16 protein-coding genes are annotated in these 17,140 nt (G+C 52.7%); all 16 read left to right on the top strand.

What is annotated here, in order from left to right:
- Positions 1–154: 154 nt before the first annotated feature.
- Entirely contained in the window at positions 155–1,357 is a 1,203-nt protein-coding gene (locus tag BLT02_RS07075) for an acetate kinase (RefSeq protein WP_092993041.1), read from the top strand.
- Between the two features lie 336 nt (positions 1,358–1,693).
- A complete protein-coding gene (gene rpmF / locus BLT02_RS07080; protein ID WP_092992966.1) occupies positions 1,694–1,876 on the top strand; it encodes a 50S ribosomal protein L32 in 183 nt (60 codons plus the stop codon).
- Between the two features lie 509 nt (positions 1,877–2,385).
- Positions 2,386–3,480: a phosphate acyltransferase PlsX gene (gene plsX, locus BLT02_RS07085; protein ID WP_092992968.1), complete on the top strand. Its 1,095-nt coding sequence runs from the start codon at positions 2,386–2,388 to the stop codon at positions 3,478–3,480.
- Between the two features lie 32 nt (positions 3,481–3,512).
- Positions 3,513–3,746, top strand: a complete 234-nt coding sequence (gene acpP / locus BLT02_RS07090; protein ID WP_092993043.1) for an acyl carrier protein — start codon at positions 3,513–3,515, stop codon at positions 3,744–3,746.
- Between the two features lie 136 nt (positions 3,747–3,882).
- Positions 3,883–4,590, top strand: coding sequence for a ribonuclease III (rnc, locus tag BLT02_RS07095; RefSeq protein ID WP_092992970.1), 708 nt, complete (start codon positions 3,883–3,885; stop codon positions 4,588–4,590).
- Between the two features lie 56 nt (positions 4,591–4,646).
- Entirely contained in the window at positions 4,647–8,243 is a 3,597-nt protein-coding gene (smc, locus tag BLT02_RS07100; RefSeq protein ID WP_242869727.1) for a chromosome segregation protein SMC, read from the top strand.
- 77 nt (positions 8,244–8,320) lie between these two features.
- On the top strand, positions 8,321–9,229 hold the full coding sequence (ftsY, locus tag BLT02_RS07105; protein WP_092992974.1) for a signal recognition particle-docking protein FtsY: 909 nt from the start codon (positions 8,321–8,323) through the stop codon (positions 9,227–9,229).
- Between the two features lie 154 nt (positions 9,230–9,383).
- Entirely contained in the window at positions 9,384–10,616 is a 1,233-nt protein-coding gene (gene ilvA / locus BLT02_RS07110; RefSeq protein ID WP_242869728.1) for a threonine ammonia-lyase, read from the top strand.
- Positions 10,617–10,669: 53 nt separating this feature from the next.
- On the top strand, positions 10,670–11,926 hold the full coding sequence (locus BLT02_RS07115; protein WP_092992976.1) for a glycoside hydrolase family 25 domain-containing protein: 1,257 nt from the start codon (positions 10,670–10,672) through the stop codon (positions 11,924–11,926).
- Between the two features lie 196 nt (positions 11,927–12,122).
- Entirely contained in the window at positions 12,123–12,464 is a 342-nt protein-coding gene (gene ylxM, locus BLT02_RS07120; protein WP_092992978.1) for a YlxM family DNA-binding protein, read from the top strand.
- Between the two features lie 3 nt (positions 12,465–12,467).
- Positions 12,468–13,874 (top strand): signal recognition particle protein, encoded by a 1,407-nt coding sequence (gene ffh, locus BLT02_RS07125; RefSeq protein WP_092992980.1) that lies wholly within the window; start codon positions 12,468–12,470, stop codon positions 13,872–13,874.
- 141 nt (positions 13,875–14,015) lie between these two features.
- Positions 14,016–14,258, top strand: coding sequence for a 30S ribosomal protein S16 (gene rpsP / locus BLT02_RS07130; RefSeq protein WP_092992982.1), 243 nt, complete (start codon positions 14,016–14,018; stop codon positions 14,256–14,258).
- Between the two features lie 33 nt (positions 14,259–14,291).
- Entirely contained in the window at positions 14,292–14,519 is a 228-nt protein-coding gene (locus BLT02_RS07135; RefSeq protein ID WP_092992984.1) for a KH domain-containing protein, read from the top strand.
- 205 nt (positions 14,520–14,724) lie between these two features.
- Positions 14,725–15,237, top strand: a complete 513-nt coding sequence (gene rimM, locus BLT02_RS07145) for a ribosome maturation factor RimM (RefSeq protein WP_092992988.1) — start codon at positions 14,725–14,727, stop codon at positions 15,235–15,237.
- Between the two features lie 3 nt (positions 15,238–15,240).
- Positions 15,241–16,068, top strand: a complete 828-nt coding sequence (gene trmD, locus BLT02_RS07150; RefSeq protein WP_092992990.1) for a tRNA (guanosine(37)-N1)-methyltransferase TrmD — start codon at positions 15,241–15,243, stop codon at positions 16,066–16,068.
- Positions 16,061–17,131 carry an endo alpha-1,4 polygalactosaminidase gene (locus BLT02_RS07155; protein ID WP_092992992.1) on the top strand — a complete coding sequence of 357 codons (1,071 nt, stop codon included), beginning with the start codon at positions 16,061–16,063 and terminating at the stop codon, positions 17,129–17,131. Before trmD ends, BLT02_RS07155 begins: the two co-directional genes overlap by 8 nt.
- Positions 17,132–17,140 lie beyond the last annotated feature (9 nt).

The raw sequence follows: 17,140 nt of genomic DNA on the forward strand, positions 1-17,140 counted from the left end.
CGGAGGTATAGCTGCTCCGGGGGATGCCGGATTCATTGGGCATGTGAGCGGGTCCTGCCATATGGTCAGAGGGAACAGGATCGGCGGAATCGATTCTGCGGAAGGTGTTGCAATAATGCTTATTCAAGGCATGATTTCGAAAGGACTGGTAAAAATGAATATTCTGGTTATCAACTGCGGCAGCTCTTCCCTGAAATTCCAGGTCATCAATTCCGAGACCGAGGCTCTTCTTGCAAAAGGTCTTTGCGAGAGGATCGGCATCGACGGATCCGTCATCACTTATGAGAATAAAGTGACCAACGCAGGCAAGGAAGTCAATGAGATTCCTATGCCCGATCACAATAAGGCAGTCAGCCTGGTTCTCGAAGCCCTGACCAATGAAAAGACCGGCGTCCTGAAGTCCCTCGACGAGATCGGTGCTGTCGGCCACCGTATCGTCCATGGCGGCGAGAAGTTCACTTCCTCCGCTGTCATTACTGATGAAGTTATTGAGGCTATCAAGGATGTCTCCGATCTGGCTCCTCTGCACAACCCCGCCAACCTCATCGGCGTGGATGCCTGCAAGGCTCTGATGCCCAAGACTCCCATGGTAGCTGTCTTTGATACTGCTTTCCATCAGACCATGCCCGAGAAGGCTTATATGTACGCGGTCCCCATGGACTATTACAGGAATTACAAGGTCCGCCGCTATGGCTTCCACGGCACCAGCCACTCCTTCGTTTCCAAGAAGGTCGCTGAAGTGGTCGGCAAGCCTTACGACAGCATTAAGACCATCGTCTGCCACCTGGGCAACGGCGCCAGCATCTCCGCAGTATGCAATGGCAAGTGCGTTGACACTTCCATGGGTCTTACCCCGCTTGAGGGCCTGATCATGGGCACCCGCAGCGGCGATCTGGATCCCGCGATCATCGAGTTCATCGCAGGCAAAGAGAACATGACCGCAGCAGAGGTCGTATCTGTCCTCAACAAGAAGTCCGGTGTCTTTGCTCTCTCCGACGGCAAGTCCTCTGACTTCCGTGATCTTGAGCAGGGCTACAATGAAGGCGACAAGTTCTGCACACTCGCGATCGAAGCGTTCTGCTATCGTGTAGCGAAGTATGTCGGTGCTTATGCCGCTTCCATGAACGGTGTGGACTATATCGCTTTCACAGCCGGCATCGGCGAGAACAGCGGATTTGTCCGCGGCAAGATCATGCAGTACCTCAGCTATCTCGGCGCGAAGCTCGACGAGGCAGCAAACAAAGAGCGCGGCGATGTCGTGAAGATCACCACTGACGACAGCACTGTCGCAGCTTATGTCATTGCTACCAATGAAGAGCTTGCCATCGCACGCGAGACAGCAGCACTCTGCAAATAATACAAATAATATTTGCAAACAGCCTTTGCGAAATAACAGTCCATCCCTGTGTGACGGGAACCCTGTCCAGAGGTACACTATCACTATACGGATAACACCTTAGGGATGGCATGCGAAAGAGCCCCTGAAGCCCCAGCCGGTTTCGGGGGCTCTCCTGGTCAGAACAGACTGATGCCCGGCCGGAGAGGTCTCTTTGCAATGCTGACCGGAAACCTGAAAAAAGGATAAAAAAAGAATAAAAAAGGGCCGTTTTGTAAAGAAAAACTTGTTGACAAAACCCGAATCCCTCCATATAATAGGCTTCGTGTGATTCTTTGAAAGAAGGAGGTGTTAATCATGTCGATCTGCCCTAAAAATAAATCTTCGAAAAGCCACAGAGACAAAAGGAGAGCAAACTGGAAGATGTCTGCTCCCGCTCTGGTAAAGTGCAGCAAGTGCGGCGCCCTTATGGTTCCCCACAGAGTATGTGCAAAGTGCGGCTCCTACAACAAGAAGGAGATCATCCAGGTTGAGGATTGATTGTAAACGAAACAGCTGATCCGCTGATTTTTCACAGCATGACAGAACCTGAGAATCGGATTTATGGCAGGCCTCCCGAAGCCCTAAGGCATCGGGAGGCTTTCTTCGTTTAATATCGGAACCTCAGACCTTCGGGTTTCTGATCTCTTCGCCTATACAGCGGCCCTTATCCCGGATCCTGCAGGTCTACTTGCAATATAGACATCGTGATAGTATATTATTTCATGGGTATTATCCTTATAAGAAACAAATAAGAAACAAAACAAGTTCTGTGGAAGGGGCGCGTTTTTCCTGAAAAAGTAAATGGTTGCCCTTGCCTTAAATCCTGTCGTATAATACCCACATAAGGAGAGCAGCCTGCCGTAAGGCTGCATTGAGCAGAATAAGAAGACAGTAAAGCAGCTTTTGTAAAAAAGGTTTGATAAACAGGCTTAGTAAAACCGCTTAAGTGAACAGTCTCAGATTAAGTGAATAGTCTCAGAAAAAAGGTTGAATAAAAAAGGGTAAAAATGAGCAAAAAATATATCAGAGTAGCTTTGGATGCAATGGGTGGTGACCTGGCGCCCGCAGAGCCGGTCAAGGCAGCTGTTGAAGCGCTGGAAAAAAGGAAGATCCTTCATATGACTCTGGTCGGCAAGGAGGAAGTTATCCGTGCTGAGCTGGAAAAATATCAGTATCCTGAAGACAGGCTGGAGATCCTGGATGCCAGGGAAGTGATCGAAATGGCCGAATCACCGGTCAATGCGATTCGTAAAAAGAAGGATTCTTCTATTGTAAAGGGGCTTCGGCTCGTCAAAGAGGGCACCTGCGATGCCTTTGTAACAGCGGGCAGCACCGGCGCGACCCTTGCAGGCGGACAGCTTCTGGTCGGAAGGATCCGCGGGATCGAGAGGCCGCCTCTGGCTCCTCTTCTTCCCACAGCGAAGGGGCCGGTCCTTTTGGTAGACTGCGGTGCGAATGTAGATGCCCGTGCCTCCCAGCTGGTCCAGTTTGCCCAGATGGGCTCTATTTACATGAAAAACATGACAGGGATCGAAAACCCGAGAGTGGCCCTTGTCAATATAGGCGCGGAGGAAGAAAAGGGAAATGCACTTGTAAAAGAAGTCTTTCCTCTTCTCAAGGCGTGTGAGGGAATCAATTTTATCGGCAATATAGAAGCCAGGGAGATCCCCGAGGGCGCTGCGGATGTTGTCGTGTGCGACGCGTTTGTGGGCAATGTTATCCTCAAGCTCTATGAAGGACTTGCCACAATGCTCCTTAAAAAGATCAAAGCCGCACTGATGTCCACCATCCCCTCCAAAATCGGAGCCCTGCTGATCAAACCGGCTCTCAAGGGGCTGTTAAAGGAATTCAACATCACAAGCTATGGCGGAGCGCCTATGCTGGGCCTGCGCGGTCTGGTGGTCAAGACCCATGGCAATTCCGAGGCAGTGGAGATCAGAAACGCGATCGAACAGTGCATTCAGTTTAAGAAAAAGGATATCAACGGACAGTTCGTAGCCCAGATGGGACTTGGCGCTCAGAAAGAAAAAGCTCTGAAAGATCCGGCTCTGGAAAGTACAGCTCAGGATAGTACAGCTCAGGAAGAAAAAGGCAGTTTCTGATTCATCAACATAAAGGGAGGGAAAGTATGGATATGGAGTTTGAAAAACTGGTTTCGATCATTGTGGATGTACTCGGCGTCGATGCTGAGGAAATCACACCGGATACCACATTTGTGGATGATCTGGGTGCTGATTCTCTCGATGTCGCGCAGATCATCATGGGAATCGAAGAGGAATTTGACGTCACAGTGGATCAGGACGTCGCCTCCAACGTTACTACGGTGGGCCAGGCTCTTGAGCTGATCAAGAACGCTATCGATGCTTAAAAATCACCGTGCAGGGCAACCTGTGACAGCTGAGCCCGGCCTGTCTGCGGACAGGCCGGGCATCATATCGGTTAAGGCATCAGGACACATTATAAACCCTTAAACAGCCTTATACAGGAGGATACTTAAGACATTTATGATAGAGGCATCGCGCAAAGTGCTTGAAGAAAAGATCGGGTACAGATTCAAGGACAGGTATCTGCTGGAATGTGCACTGACACATACTTCTTTTGCGAATGAACAAAAGATCCAGACATTCAGGGATTACGAGAGGATCGAATTTCTTGGCGACGCAGTACTGGAAATGATATCCAGTGACTTTCTTTTCCGTACTTATCCGGAGAAAAAAGAGGGGGAGCTCACCAAGCTGCGCGCCTCTCTTGTATGTGAGCCAGCCCTGGCTTATTGTGCCAGAGATCTGTCACTGGGATCGTTCATCCGCCTTGGAAAAGGAGAAGAAGCCAGCGGAGGCAGGGAAAAGGATTCGATCATATCCGATGTCATGGAGGCCCTGATCGGAGCCCTGTATCTGGACAGCGGAGGTATAGAAGAACCCCGCCGCTTTATCATGACCTATATCCTCTCAGATCTCGAGGACAAGCAGCTGTTTTATGATGCCAAATCGATCCTCCAGGAGCGGGCCCAGCAGGAGGGCCAGGAGATCCGTTATGAGGTTTTGGAAGAGAGCGGACCGGGACACTGCAGACTGTTCAGGGTCGCTGTCTTACTGGACGGTCAGGAGGCCGGCGTAGGCGAAGGCCGGTCCAAGAAGGCCGCTGAACAGCAGGCTGCCTACGCTGCGCTGAGGCCCCGCCCGAGGAGCGGATCTATGGCACAACACTGAATTTACCGTTTGGAAAACGGGCAAAGCACTAAATACACCGTTTGGAAAACAGGTGGGTGAAACGTTATTCGTCTACAGTATCGGGGACAGAGTTGTTTTTAAAGAGTATTGAAATACAGGGATTTAAATCCTTTGCCAATAAGATCAGATTTGAATTTCATAACGGGATCACCGGGATCGTAGGGCCGAACGGGAGCGGCAAGAGTAATGTCGCAGACGCTGTCCGCTGGGTCCTGGGGGAGCAGAGAGTCAAGCAGCTGCGCGGGTCTTCCATGCAGGATGTCATTTTTGCAGGGACACAGGCACGCAGGCCGCTTGGCTTTGCTTATGTTGCCATTACGCTGGACAATGCGGACGGAGCCCTTCCCATCGATTACCGCGAGGTCACTGTAGCCAGACGGATCTATCGCAGCGGGGAGAGCGAATACCTGCTCAACGGGACGGTCTGCCGCCTTCGGGAGATCAACGAACTGTTTTATGACACCGGGATCGGCAAGGAGGGCTACTCCATCATCGGTCAGGGCCAGATCGACAGGATCCTGAGCGACAAACCGCAGGACCGCAGGGCTCTTTTTGATGAAGCGGCCGGTATCGTCAAATACAAGCACAGGAAGGAGATGACGCTCCGGCGCCTGGAGAGCGAAAAAGAAAACCTGGTCCGTGTCACGGATATTCTGGGTGAACTGGAAAAACAGATCCCCACCCTGGAGAAACAGCAGGAAAAGGCAAAGATCTACCTGAAGCAGAGGGAGGAACTCAAGCGTCTCGATATCAATGCCTTTCTGATCGAAAACGGGAAAAATACACAGCAGCTGCAGGAGATCACTTCACAGGAAACGACTGCGCGGCAGGACCTCTCTGACGCGAACATACGCAGTGAGGCGCTCCGCGTCAGGGCCGAGGGGCTGCAGGACCAGAGAAGGGATCTGGACGCAAAGATAGAATCCCTGCGGAGCAGGATCACCGACGCGAGCATTGTCCGGGGCCGGATCGAGGGGGACATCAAGGTTCTCCAGGAACAGATCAGCTCCGCTGTCCAGCGCTCGCACAGGCTTTCAGAACAGGAGGAGATCCTAAAAAAGGATATTTCCGCCAGAGAAGTCCAGGAGACGGAATTTGCGGAAAAGATCCGCGGGGCGGAGGAAGCCTTTTCACGGATCGGGGCGGATTATGAGGCCGCAAAGGAGGCTTTGCAGTCTTCTTCGGAAGATGTCCGCAGTCTCCGTGAGCAGCTTGAGATAAAAAGGCAGGGCGTCCTGGAGGAAATGGACCGCCGTGCCAACATCAGGTCCAGACTTGCCAGTCTGAAGACCCTCCAGTCCCAGGAGGGTGACCGGCTGGCCGAAGTCGAAAAAGAACTCTCCCAGGTCAGCGGTGAACAAAAACAGACCGATGATGAGATCCTTTCTCTCAAAGACCAGTTCCGTGAGGCTTCCGGGGAGATCCGGAGTCTGCAGGACGGTCAGAAAGAGATCGAGGAACAGATCGCGGCGCACAAGACGACGCTGGGCGATTCAGATGCCATGCTTCAGCGCGCCCAGTTCTCCTGGCATCAGGAAAAATCCAGGCTGGATGCCCTGACTAATCTCGCGGAACGATATGAGGGATATGGCGGAAGTGTCCGGCGAGTGATGAAAGAGAAGCAGAGGGAGCCGGGGATCATCGGATCTGTGGCGGATCTGCTGACGACAGATAAAAAATACGAGACGGCGATAGAGGTCGCCCTGGGGGGCAGCATCCAGAATATTGTCACCAGGGATGAAGACACAGCCAGACGGATGATCGAGATCCTCAAGAGGGAGAGAGCCGGCAGAGCTACTTTCCTGCCGCTGTCCGGGATCCGGAACGCAAGGACCCTTTCCGGCAGTGCGGTGCTCCGGGAGCCTGGCGTCATCGGCACCGCGGACACGCTGGTCACTGCGGCGGAAGGCTGCAGGGACGTGGCCGCATCCCTCCTGGGACGGACGGTGATCGTTGATACCTTTGACCACGCTGTTGCGGCTTCGAAACGGTCAGGACACGGGATCCGTATGGTGACCCTGGAAGGAGAGCTGTTCGCGCCCGGGGGCGCGATCAGCGGCGGCACCTATAAAAACACAAGCAGCCTTCTGGGCAGAAAGAGGGAGCTGCAGGAGCTTTCAACGAGCACAGAACAGTTTCGCAGAGAGGTCGAACGGCTGGAAAAGGTGATCGAGGACACCAAGGAGAGCCGCAATATCCTCAGAAGAAAGCTCGATGACAACAAGCGGGCCCTGCAGGAACTGTTCATCAGGCAGAATACACTCCGCGTCCGCATCCAGCAGGAAGTACAGAAGCTTGAAGAGGCGGCTGGAAATGTGGAATCTCTGCGGCAGGAGCTGCGTTCCCTCAGGGAGAGGACTGCAGCCACGGCTGCGTCGCAGGCAAAAGCGCAGGAAGAGCTCGAGGCGAGTGTACTTCTCGAGGAAAAACTCAATACAGAAGCCGCCTCTGTGCAGGAGAGGCTGACCGAACGCCTCAAAGATGAAGAGGGAGATGCCGGCCGTCTGTCCGCCCTGGAACTGGAAAAAAGCAGGACCGGCCAGGAACTGGGCTTCATACAGCAGAACGCGGAACGTATCCGCAGAGAACTGGGGAATTTCAGAGGCCAGCTCAGCCTGATCCTCGAGAGTGCCCGAAGCGACCGCAGCGGCATAGAAGAAAAGAAAGCCCGGATCAAAGAACTGGAAAAGGAATCCGAAGAATCCGAGGGTGTCCGCAGCTCTGATGAAGAAGTACTCCGGGATCTGCGAAGGCAGAGTGAAGCCCTCCGGGAACAGCAGGAGGATACAGCCCGGGAGAGGGAGAGCACCATGGAGGTGATCTCCGGCCTCGACAGGGAATGCATACGCCTGTCCTCCCGCCGTGAAAGGCTGGAAGAAGCAGTGGAACAGAAAGCTGCCTACATGTGGGAGGAATATGAGATCACACCTTCAGACGCGGCATCCATGCGGGACGACAGCCTCACAGATCTGGCAAAGATGAAAAAAGAGATCACCCAGTACAGAAGCCGGATCAAAGCCCTGGGAAATGTGAATGTGAGCGCCATAGAAGAGTACAGGGAAGTGATGGAGCGCTATTCTTTCCTCAAAGGGCAGTACGACGACCTGAAAGAAGCAGCGGTCTCCCTGGAAAAGATCGTCCGGGACCTGGAGGAAGGAATGCGCAGACAGTTCAAAGAGCAGTTTGCGGACATCCAGGCCGCTTTTGACAAGGTCTTCAAAGAGCTTTTCGGAGGAGGCCAGGGCCGGCTCGAGCTGATGGAGGATGTGGATATTCTGGAAGCGGGCGTTCGCGTGATCGCCCAGCCTCCTGGGAAAAAACTGCAGAATATGATGCAGCTGTCCGGAGGGGAGAAGGCTCTGACCGCGATCTCCCTTTTGTTTGCGATCCAGAGCCTGAAGCCATCTCCCTTCTGCCTGCTGGACGAGATCGAAGCGGCTCTGGACGAGAGCAATGTGGGACGCTTTGCCCAGTATCTCCACAATCTCACTGCACAGACACAGTTTATCGTAATCACTCACCGGCGCGGCACGATGGAACAGGCGGACCGCCTGTATGGCATCACGATGCAGGAAAAAGGAGTATCCTCCATGGTCAGCGTGGATCTGATCGAAGATAAGGATATTTCCTGACATGGTCCGGGGACGGCTTCCCGATCCGTCCTCTGGTCCAATAGTAACCCCCGGTTTACCCTCAAGGAGGAATAAAGATGGGATTTTTTGACAGACTGAAGGAAGGCCTCAGAAAGACCAGGGAGAGCTTTACCGACAGCATGGACCAGATCTTCAACACTTATGAAAAAGTGACTGAGGATTTCTATGATGAACTCGAAGAGACGATGATCATGGGCGACATCGGGGTCAAGACCACGGAGGAGCTTCTCGATCATCTGCGGGAGGAAGTGCGCGAGGAGCGTATCAAATATGCGGCAGACTGCCGGCAGGAACTGATCCTGGGAATCCGCAACCGCATGAAACAGGGCAAAGACGCCTATGATTTTGAAAAGGGACCCGCTGTTGTCCTCGTGATCGGGGTCAACGGAGTCGGAAAGACGACTTCGATCGGGAAGCTTGCCGCCAATTATAAAAAACAGGGCAAGAGAGTCCTGATCGCTTCCGCGGATACCTTCAGGGCAGCGGCCAATGAACAGCTGACAGAGTGGGCAAGGCGCGCCGGTGTCGACATTATCAGCGCCGCGGAGGGGTCTGACCCCGCCAGCGTCGTCTACGATGCCGTCCAGGCGGCAAAAGCCCGTAAGATCGACATTCTCCTGTGCGATACAGCAGGACGTCTCCATAATAAAAAGAACCTGATGAACGAGCTTTCCAAGATCGACAGGATCATCACCCGTGAATTTCCGGAGTGCTACAGGGAGAACTGGGTGGTTCTGGATGCCGCGACGGGACAGAACGCGGTCTCCCAGGCCAGAGAGTTTGCTTCTGTGACCAACCTGACCGGTATTGTCCTGACCAAGATGGACGGCACGGCCAAGGGCGGTATCGCGATCGCAGTCCAGGCCGAGGTGGGGGTACCTGTCAAGTTTATTGGCGTCGGGGAAAAGATCGAGGACCTGCAGCGCTTCAATCCGGATGAGTATGTGGATGCGCTGTTTTACTGATCACATCGGCGGGGCTTTGACAAAGTATTTGTTGACAAAGCGATCGGAAGAATAGACCTGCAGATATTAGCAAGTAATTTAGTTACAATGCCTTACCGCAGACGGCCGGACTGCTGATTGCGAACTGCTGATTATAGGAAATGGAGAGCAGAATATGAAGACAGAAAGAGAAGATGTGCTCACACTGGCCAGATTCGAGGAGGCATGCGACGCCGTCAGCCGGGTGACTTTGGATACGAAGCTGATCTATTCGGATTATTTCAGTGAGATTACGGGCGGAAAGGTTTATCTGAAGCCCGAAAATATGCAGAGAACCGGTGCCTACAAGGTGAGAGGAGCCTACTACAAGATCAGCACTCTGTCCGCTGAAGAGCGGGCGAGGGGGCTGATCACTGCATCCGCCGGCAACCATGCCCAGGGTGTAGCTTATGCGGCGCGCGAGTGCGGCGCAAAGGCTGTGATCGTGATGCCCACGACGACTCCCCTGATCAAGGTAAACAGGACCAAGGCACTGGGGGCTGAAGTCATCCTGCACGGGGATGTCTATGATGATGCGGCAGCCTGGGCGGACAAGCTCGCCCGGGAAAATGGATACACCTTTATCCATCCCTTCGACGATCCGGATGTGGCGACCGGTCAGGGAACGATCGCCATGGAGATCATGAGGGACCTCCCCCTCGTTGACATCATCCTTGTTCCGGTCGGAGGAGGAGGACTGGCGACCGGAGTCAGTGTCCTGGCCGGCTACCTTAAGCCCGGCATTAAAGTGATCGGAGTCGAACCGGAGGGAGCGGCCTGCCTGAAAGCTTCTTTTGAGGCCGGCAAAGTCGTCACACTTCCCGCTGTTAATACCATTGCGGACGGCACTGCCGTCAAGACGCCGGGCAGCAGGATTTTTCCCTGGCTGCAGAAAAACCTGAGCGGCATCATCACCGTACCGGACCAGGAGCTGGTGACAGCTTTTCTGGATATGGTCGAAAACCACAAAATGGTCGTGGAAAATTCAGGGCTTTTGTCTGTCGCTGCCCTCCGTCATCTGGACTGCAGAAATAAGAAGGTAGCCTGTGTTCTCAGCGGAGGAAACATGGATGTCATCACCATGTCTTCCGTGGTCCAGCAGGGCCTCATCCTTAGAGACAGGATCTTTACCGTTTCCGTCCTTCTGCCTGACAAGCCCGGGGAACTCCACCGCGTTTCCGGCATTATCGCCCAGGCCAACGGAAATGTCATCAAACTGGAGCACAACCAGTTTATCTCCATCAACCGCAATGCGGCAGTTGAACTGCGCATCACTCTCGAGGCGTTCGGCACTGACCACAAGAATGAGATCATTTCTGTTCTTGAGAAAAACGGCTACAAACCCAGATTCGTGAAGACCAGGAGCTGACAGGAAAATAATGAATAGAGCGGACCGGGGAGACAGGGAACGGGAGAAGAGATATGAATGCCAATCTGAACCACACGAATAAAAATGACAAGGAACACAGGAGTCACCCGCACACGCTGTATCTTGTGAATATCATTTTTTTGTGCTGTCTCACCATCGCGTCGCTGCTCTTTGCCCTGATCACTTTTTTTGGAGTGAGCGGAAGAGGGATGGCCGGGATGAGAAAGTTTTATACTGCCAGACAGATCGACAGTATCCGCGAGGAGGCTGAGGAGAAGGAGCGCAGATCGATCCTTCTGCAGATCCAGTCCAGTCTGGAATCCGGCAGGAGCACGACCCAGATGCTGCGGGAGATCTTTTATGATAGTAAAACCATCGTAGTCGTCAAGGGAGGAAGGTATTATTTTTATCCCATGATCGACGACGTCGAAAGAAATCCTCTTCCTTACGGAGCCCTGGAAAGGAGCGGAAGACGTGTCGTGTCTGCGGTGTATGATGAGCTGGACATCTCCTGCGGTGTGGTTCTCTCTGTTGCCAACGGGAAGATCGACTGGGAACGTTTCGCTGACAGTGGTATCGAGGAGATCATGCTGGCAGCTGGAAATGTTGTAGGGAACGGACTCGCCAGGGATGAACAGCTGGACAGGAACTGGAAAGAGGCCTTTGAAAAGGAGATAAAGACCGGTCTGTGTTTTGAGATTTCAGAACCTGTCCGCGATGAAATGGTCGCTGGCGTGTCGCAGGCTGTGAGGGACACGATCAGGGAATGCAGAGAAGCTGTTACTACTGAAGGATCTTTACAGGATCAGAAGGAATTTTTTGAGGATCTCCCGATACTTCTGCGGCTGCGGGCTGAGAGGGATGTGCCTGTGGAAAAGGAAAAGCGGGAGGAGTGGACAAGAACGATCCGTTCCCTTTGTGACGCAGTAAAAAAGGAAGGGGGAGTGCCGGTAATCGGCGGAGACCTCTTTACCTTTGCCGCGCAGTTTGACCTCAAGGGACTGAAGGACTACCCCAGATGGCTCATCGAGCACGATGAGATCGCCAGTTTTCCCTACAGCTTTCTTTTCTGGGAATACAGTCTGGAGGGGCATATGGAGGGAGTTCCCGGAGACGCTGTCCTTTATGCCAGAATCGAAAACACGGAAGCTGTTAAAGAGATCATGGATGGCGCGGAAACAGACAGCGGAAAAGACACTGAAACAGAAGCCGGGAAAGACAAGGAGCCAGACACTGAAACAGAAGCCGGGAAAGACTCGGAGCCAGACACTGAAACAGAACCCGAAAAAGATACTGAAGCAGACAGCTGAAATACTCTTTGAAATACTTTTTATTGAAGGTGAAAAATTTCCGCTGAAATATTTTTGCTGAAATATTTTTGCCTGGAGTCAAGAATTTTTGCTTGACAACCCATGCTTTCCTATGTAAAATAGCCGGGTGTGATAAAAAACTGTGGATCAAATGTTTTGTCCCGGAATCCCTGTGAACGGCAGGCTGTAATGTGATATGGAAAAAATCGTAGAACAGGGACTGCTGTATGACTTTTACGGGCAGCTCCTGACTTCTCATCAGCAGAAAATCTATGAGCAGGCGGTCTATGACAATCTCTCTTTTAATGAGATCGCTGAAAATGAGGGGATCAGCCGTCAGGCGGTGCATGATCTCGTGCGGCGCACAACTTCGTTGATGCAGAAATACGAGACCCGCCTGGGTATGATCAGGAGATTCAGAAACCTGCGGGAGGCGGCAGACCTGCTCGCTGAAGCCGCAGATCAGGCAGACACCAGGGAGGAGCTGGCGGTCCGGGTCCGCGGGATCGCGGAGAGAATCAGAAAGGATCTGGATTAAATCATGGCTTTTGAGAGTCTGACAGACAAACTGAATCAGGTGTTCCGAAACCTGAGCGGGAAGGGAAAGCTGACAGAGGGCGATGTCAAGACCGCTATGAAGGAGGTCAAGATGGCTCTCCTGGAGGCGGACGTAAACTTCAAGGTAGTCAAGAAGTTTGTCGCCACTGTGCAGGAGAGGGCTGTCGGCGCTGATGTCATGAACGGACTGAATCCCGCCCAGATGGTCATCAAGATCGTCAATGAGGAGATGACCGAACTGATGGGTTCGGAGACGACCCAGATCAGTCTTGAGCCGGGAGGAAGCGCCACAGTGATCATGATGGCGGGCCTTCAGGGCGCAGGTAAAACCACGACGGCAGCAAAGCTCGCTGGCAAATTCAAGTCCACAGGCCGCAAACCCCTGCTGGTAGCGCTGGATATCTACCGTCCGGCAGCTATTAAGCAGCTCGAGGTCAATGCTCAGAAACAGGGCGTCGATGTCTTCTCCATGGGACAGGGTAAAAAGCCGGCGGAGATCGCGAAGGCGGCAATGGAGCATGCGGCGGCCAACGGCGAGACCGTCATCATTCTGGATACGGCAGGACGTCTGCAGATCGATGAATCGATGATGAAGGAGCTCTCGGACATCAAAGAGGCTGTTACCGTTCACCATACTGTGCTGGTCGTGGACGCCATGACCGGTCAGGAAGCCGTCAATGTCGCCAAGACCTTCGATGAGAAGGTGGGCGTCGATGGAGTGATCCTGACGAAGATGGACGGTGATACCCGCGGCGGCGCGGCGCTCTCGATCAAGGCTGTCACCGGAAAGCCGATCCTGTATGTCGGTATGGGAGAGAAGCTGTCCGACCTTGAACAGTTTTATCCGGACCGGATGGCGGGCAGGATCCTTGGAATGGGAGATGTCCTCACTCTGATCGACAAGGCACAGGCTGCCCTGGACAAGGAGGACGAGGAGAAGAGCCGTGACATGGCAGGCCGTGTCCGCAAGGGCAGGTTCGACTTTAACGACTATCTTGAGAGTCTGAAGCAGATGCGCAAGATGGGCGGCATGAGCAGCATCCTGTCTATGCTCCCGGGACTGGGAATGAACCGCGATATGATCGAGGATGCCGTGGATGAAAAGCAGCTCAAACAGACCGAGGCGATCATCCTGAGCATGACTCCGCAGGAACGGGCCAATCCAAAGATACTCAGCCCACAGAGAAAGTTCAGGATCGCCAAGGGTTCCGGCTGCGATGTGGCTACGGTGAACCGCTTCATCAAGCAGTTTACACAGATGCAGAAAATGATGAAGCAGATGGGCGGCATGTCCGGAAAGCGCAGAGGCAGGAATCCTCTGGCAGGCATGTTCGGAGGAGGTATGCCGCAGGGAAATATGGGACGCAGAAGAGGCGGCTTCCCGTTTTGACTGCTTCATTCATTTTGTGATCTGATATTTTTTGTGACCTGACATTTTGTGATTTTCAGTTTATTCATTTATTAGTTTATTCATTTATTAATTTAAAAAGCACGGCATGACCGATGCGTATAAAAGAGGAGGAATGATATCATGGCTGTTAAAATCAGACTTACAAGAATCGGAGAAAAGAAGGTTCCGCTTTACAGGATCGTCGTGGCTGATGCCTCTACTCCCAGGGACGGCAGAGCGATCGACACCATCGGTCACTACAATCCCAACACGGATCCCGGCACGGTTGATATCGATGTGGAAGCTGCAAAGAAGTGGCTCGGCAATGGCGCGCAGCCCACGACTGTGGTCAAAAAACTTTTCAAGCAGGCGGGCATTAAATAATTGCCGTGTGCCTGACAACCGGAAGGATTGTCTATGAAAGAATTGGTTGAAGTGATTGCGAAAGCACTTGTCGACTATCCCGATGAAGTCATCGTGACCGAAAAAATAGAGGGCAGGAACATCCGGGTACAGCTGCATGTGGCACCTTCGGATATGGGAAAGGTGATTGGCAGACAGGGAAGGATCGCAAGAGCGATCAGGTCTGTTGTCAAGGCCGCTTCTGCTCAGGAAGATTACCGGATCGATGTTGACATCGATTGAGAACAGGTGAAAGCTTTATGAGGCGGCGGAAACGCCGCCTTTTCATTGCCCTGCATCTGTATGTACCGCTGCAGACGGATCCGGGATCCGGCAGCGGCACATTTGTCCCCTGGAAGTGCATTTGCGGTTTATTTGTTGTACATTCATTGTGCATCCGCGGGACATTTGTGGAATGCGCCAACATCATCATACGGGGTGAAGTATAGTGACAGACAGGTTTCAGACGGGAGTGATCACAGGAACGCATGGCCTCAGAGGCGAGGTAAAGGTCTTCCCCACTACGGAGGATCCTGCGCGGTTTCTGGATCTGAAAGAAGTGATCCTGCAGATGCCCGGACAGGAGCGGCGTCTGAAGATCCGCAGTGTTAAATTTTTTAAGAAATTTGTGATCCTGGGTTTTGAAGGGATGAACCGGATCGAAGATGTCGAGAAGCTCAGAGGGTGTCCCCTGCTTGTGGAGAGAAAAGACGCGATCCCCCTTGAAGAAGGGGAGTATTATGTGGCGGACCTGATCGGTCTGTCCGTCCGGACTGAGGACGGGAATGAGATCGGAACTCTGAAGGAAGTCATCGAGACGGGGGCCAATGACGTATACGCGGTTGAGCGGGAAGGCAGAAAAGACCTTCTCCTGCCGGCTATTCCGGAGTGTATCCTGGATGTCCAGCCGGAGCAGGGGTTCATGACCGTTTATGTCATGCCGGGACTTGAGGATTTGTGACGAATGTTTTTTCATGTACTGACCCTGTTTCCTGATATGATCAGGGCGGCTATGGGTGAGAGTATTCTGGGACGTGCCGCAGGACGCGGCCTGATAAAGGTCGATGCTGTGGACATACGGTCCTTTACCGAGGACAGGCATGGCAGCGTCGACGATTATACCTATGGAGGAGGCGCCGGCATGCTGATGCAGGCCCAGCCGGTCTATGACTGCTGCAGCTTCGTCCAGGCAGGTATCAGAGAGCGGAGCGGAAAGAACGCCAGAGTCCTCTATATGTCCCCCCGGGGACGGGTTTTTGACCAGAAGATGGCCAGGGAATTTGCGGCTGAGGAAGACCTGATCCTGCTCTGCGGGCATTATGAAGGTGTGGACGCACGGGCTCTGGAGGAGATCGGCGCGGAGGAAGTTTCCGTAGGTGATTTCGTACTTACGGGAGGAGAGCTTCCCGCTCTGGTCATCATCGATGCTGTCTCCAGGATGATCCCCGGAGTGCTCGGGAATTCCGGTTCTGCGGATACGGATTCTTTTATGAACGGACTTCTGGAATACCCACAGTATTCCCGGCCTGCGGTCTGGAGAGGCAGAGAGGTGCCTGCAGTGCTATTGTCCGGGGACCATGCCAAAGTGGATGAATGGCGTCTGGAACAGTCGATCCAGATCACCCGTGAACTGCGTCCGGACCTGTTTGCGAGGTTTGAGGCAGAGCATCCTGAAATCCTTGAAGAGCGGCGCAAAAGGCTCGAGAGACAAAGGCGCAGCGAAGAGAGAAGAAGGAGAAGGGAACAAAGGAAAGCCGATAAAGAAGATCAGACAAAGAGAACAGATGAATAGAGCAGAGGAAGGCAGGGCTCACAGAGACAGGAAAGAGAAGAGCGGAACACAGGGAAGCGGGAAAGAAAAAGTCAGGAATAAGAGACAGGGAAGCAGGAGACCGCGAAAAAGCCGTGGAACCGGGCACAAACCTGTTTTTTTGCCTGTCCTGATCGGAGTACTGCTGGCTGCTGTACTTTTTTTCCTGCTCCGGGGATGCAGTCCGGATATTGAGCGGGATAAGAGGGAGACCGGAAAAACTGCGGAAAATGCTGAAAAGACGGAAGAAATTCCTGATACGCCAGTTGACAAATATGGTGTTTTCCTCGGGATCGACAGCAGCTCTTTCTCGATCACCAAATTTGAAGACTATGACATCATAGTCGTAGACGTCCAGGAGCTCAGTGCCCAGCAGCTTGCCCAGCTCCATCTGGCAGGACATACCGTTTATTCCTATTTAAATATCGGTTCAGTCGAAAAGAGCAGGGACTATTTTGAGCGGTTTCAGGAGTACTTCATGGGCAGTTATGACAACTGGCCGGATGAAGTATGGGTCGATGTAACGCAGGAGAAATGGCAGAAGTTCGTGTCAGAAGAACTCCTTGACAGGATCCTGGACAAGGATCCGGAGATCGACGGGCTTTTCCTCGATAATTTCGATGTCTATTCCCGTATTTCTGATATGGAGAACGAGGACATGACGCAGGATGCTTATGATGCCCTGACTGCGATCCTGGAGACTTATCAGGAAGAAGAACTGCCCGTCCTTATCAATGGAGCGGATCTGTTTGTCGACAGGCTGATCAGAGAGGGAGAGACCGGACTGATAAGGGGAGTCAATCAGGAGACCGTTTTCAGCCGGATCATGAATTACGATCTTGACTTGTTCGGCAGGCAGAATAACAAAGAGAAAGAGACATATCTTTCCTATTTGAAGAGATGCAGGGAAGCCGGGCTGGCAGTTTTCCTTCTGGAATACACGACGGATGAATCCCTCAAAAAGGAAATTGAACAGTTCTGCATGAAAAACAGCTATCAGTTTTATATCTCCGAGCATGTGGATCTGGGTTTCTCAGATAAATAACGACAGGTT

Origin of the sequence: Sarcina sp. DSM 11001, from assembly GCF_900101015.1 — a bacterium.
Taxonomy (GTDB): domain Bacteria; phylum Bacillota; class Clostridia; order Lachnospirales; family Lachnospiraceae; genus CAG-791.

What these genes read in the sequence shown, in the direction of transcription:
- BLT02_RS07115 (WP_092992976.1), top strand. Translation starts at nt 10,670, where the DNA reads ATGAATGCCAATCTGAACCACACGAATAAAAATGACAAGGAACACAGG.
- plsX (WP_092992968.1), top strand. Translation starts at nt 2,386, where the DNA reads ATGAGCAAAAAATATATCAGAGTAGCTTTGGATGCAATGGGTGGTGAC.
- BLT02_RS07135 (WP_092992984.1), top strand. Translation starts at nt 14,292, where the DNA reads ATGAAAGAATTGGTTGAAGTGATTGCGAAAGCACTTGTCGACTATCCC.
- ftsY (WP_092992974.1), top strand. Translation starts at nt 8,321, where the DNA reads ATGGGATTTTTTGACAGACTGAAGGAAGGCCTCAGAAAGACCAGGGAG.
- rpsP (WP_092992982.1), top strand. Translation starts at nt 14,016, where the DNA reads ATGGCTGTTAAAATCAGACTTACAAGAATCGGAGAAAAGAAGGTTCCG.
- rpmF (WP_092992966.1), top strand. Translation starts at nt 1,694, where the DNA reads ATGTCGATCTGCCCTAAAAATAAATCTTCGAAAAGCCACAGAGACAAA.
- ylxM (WP_092992978.1), top strand. Translation starts at nt 12,123, where the DNA reads ATGGAAAAAATCGTAGAACAGGGACTGCTGTATGACTTTTACGGGCAG.
- rnc (WP_092992970.1), top strand. Translation starts at nt 3,883, where the DNA reads ATGATAGAGGCATCGCGCAAAGTGCTTGAAGAAAAGATCGGGTACAGA.
- ffh (WP_092992980.1), top strand. Translation starts at nt 12,468, where the DNA reads ATGGCTTTTGAGAGTCTGACAGACAAACTGAATCAGGTGTTCCGAAAC.
- trmD (WP_092992990.1), top strand. Translation starts at nt 15,241, where the DNA reads ATGTTTTTTCATGTACTGACCCTGTTTCCTGATATGATCAGGGCGGCT.
- ilvA (WP_242869728.1), top strand. Translation starts at nt 9,384, where the DNA reads ATGAAGACAGAAAGAGAAGATGTGCTCACACTGGCCAGATTCGAGGAG.
- BLT02_RS07075 (WP_092993041.1), top strand. Translation starts at nt 155, where the DNA reads ATGAATATTCTGGTTATCAACTGCGGCAGCTCTTCCCTGAAATTCCAG.
- BLT02_RS07155 (WP_092992992.1), top strand. Translation starts at nt 16,061, where the DNA reads ATGAATAGAGCAGAGGAAGGCAGGGCTCACAGAGACAGGAAAGAGAAG.
- acpP (WP_092993043.1), top strand. Translation starts at nt 3,513, where the DNA reads ATGGAGTTTGAAAAACTGGTTTCGATCATTGTGGATGTACTCGGCGTC.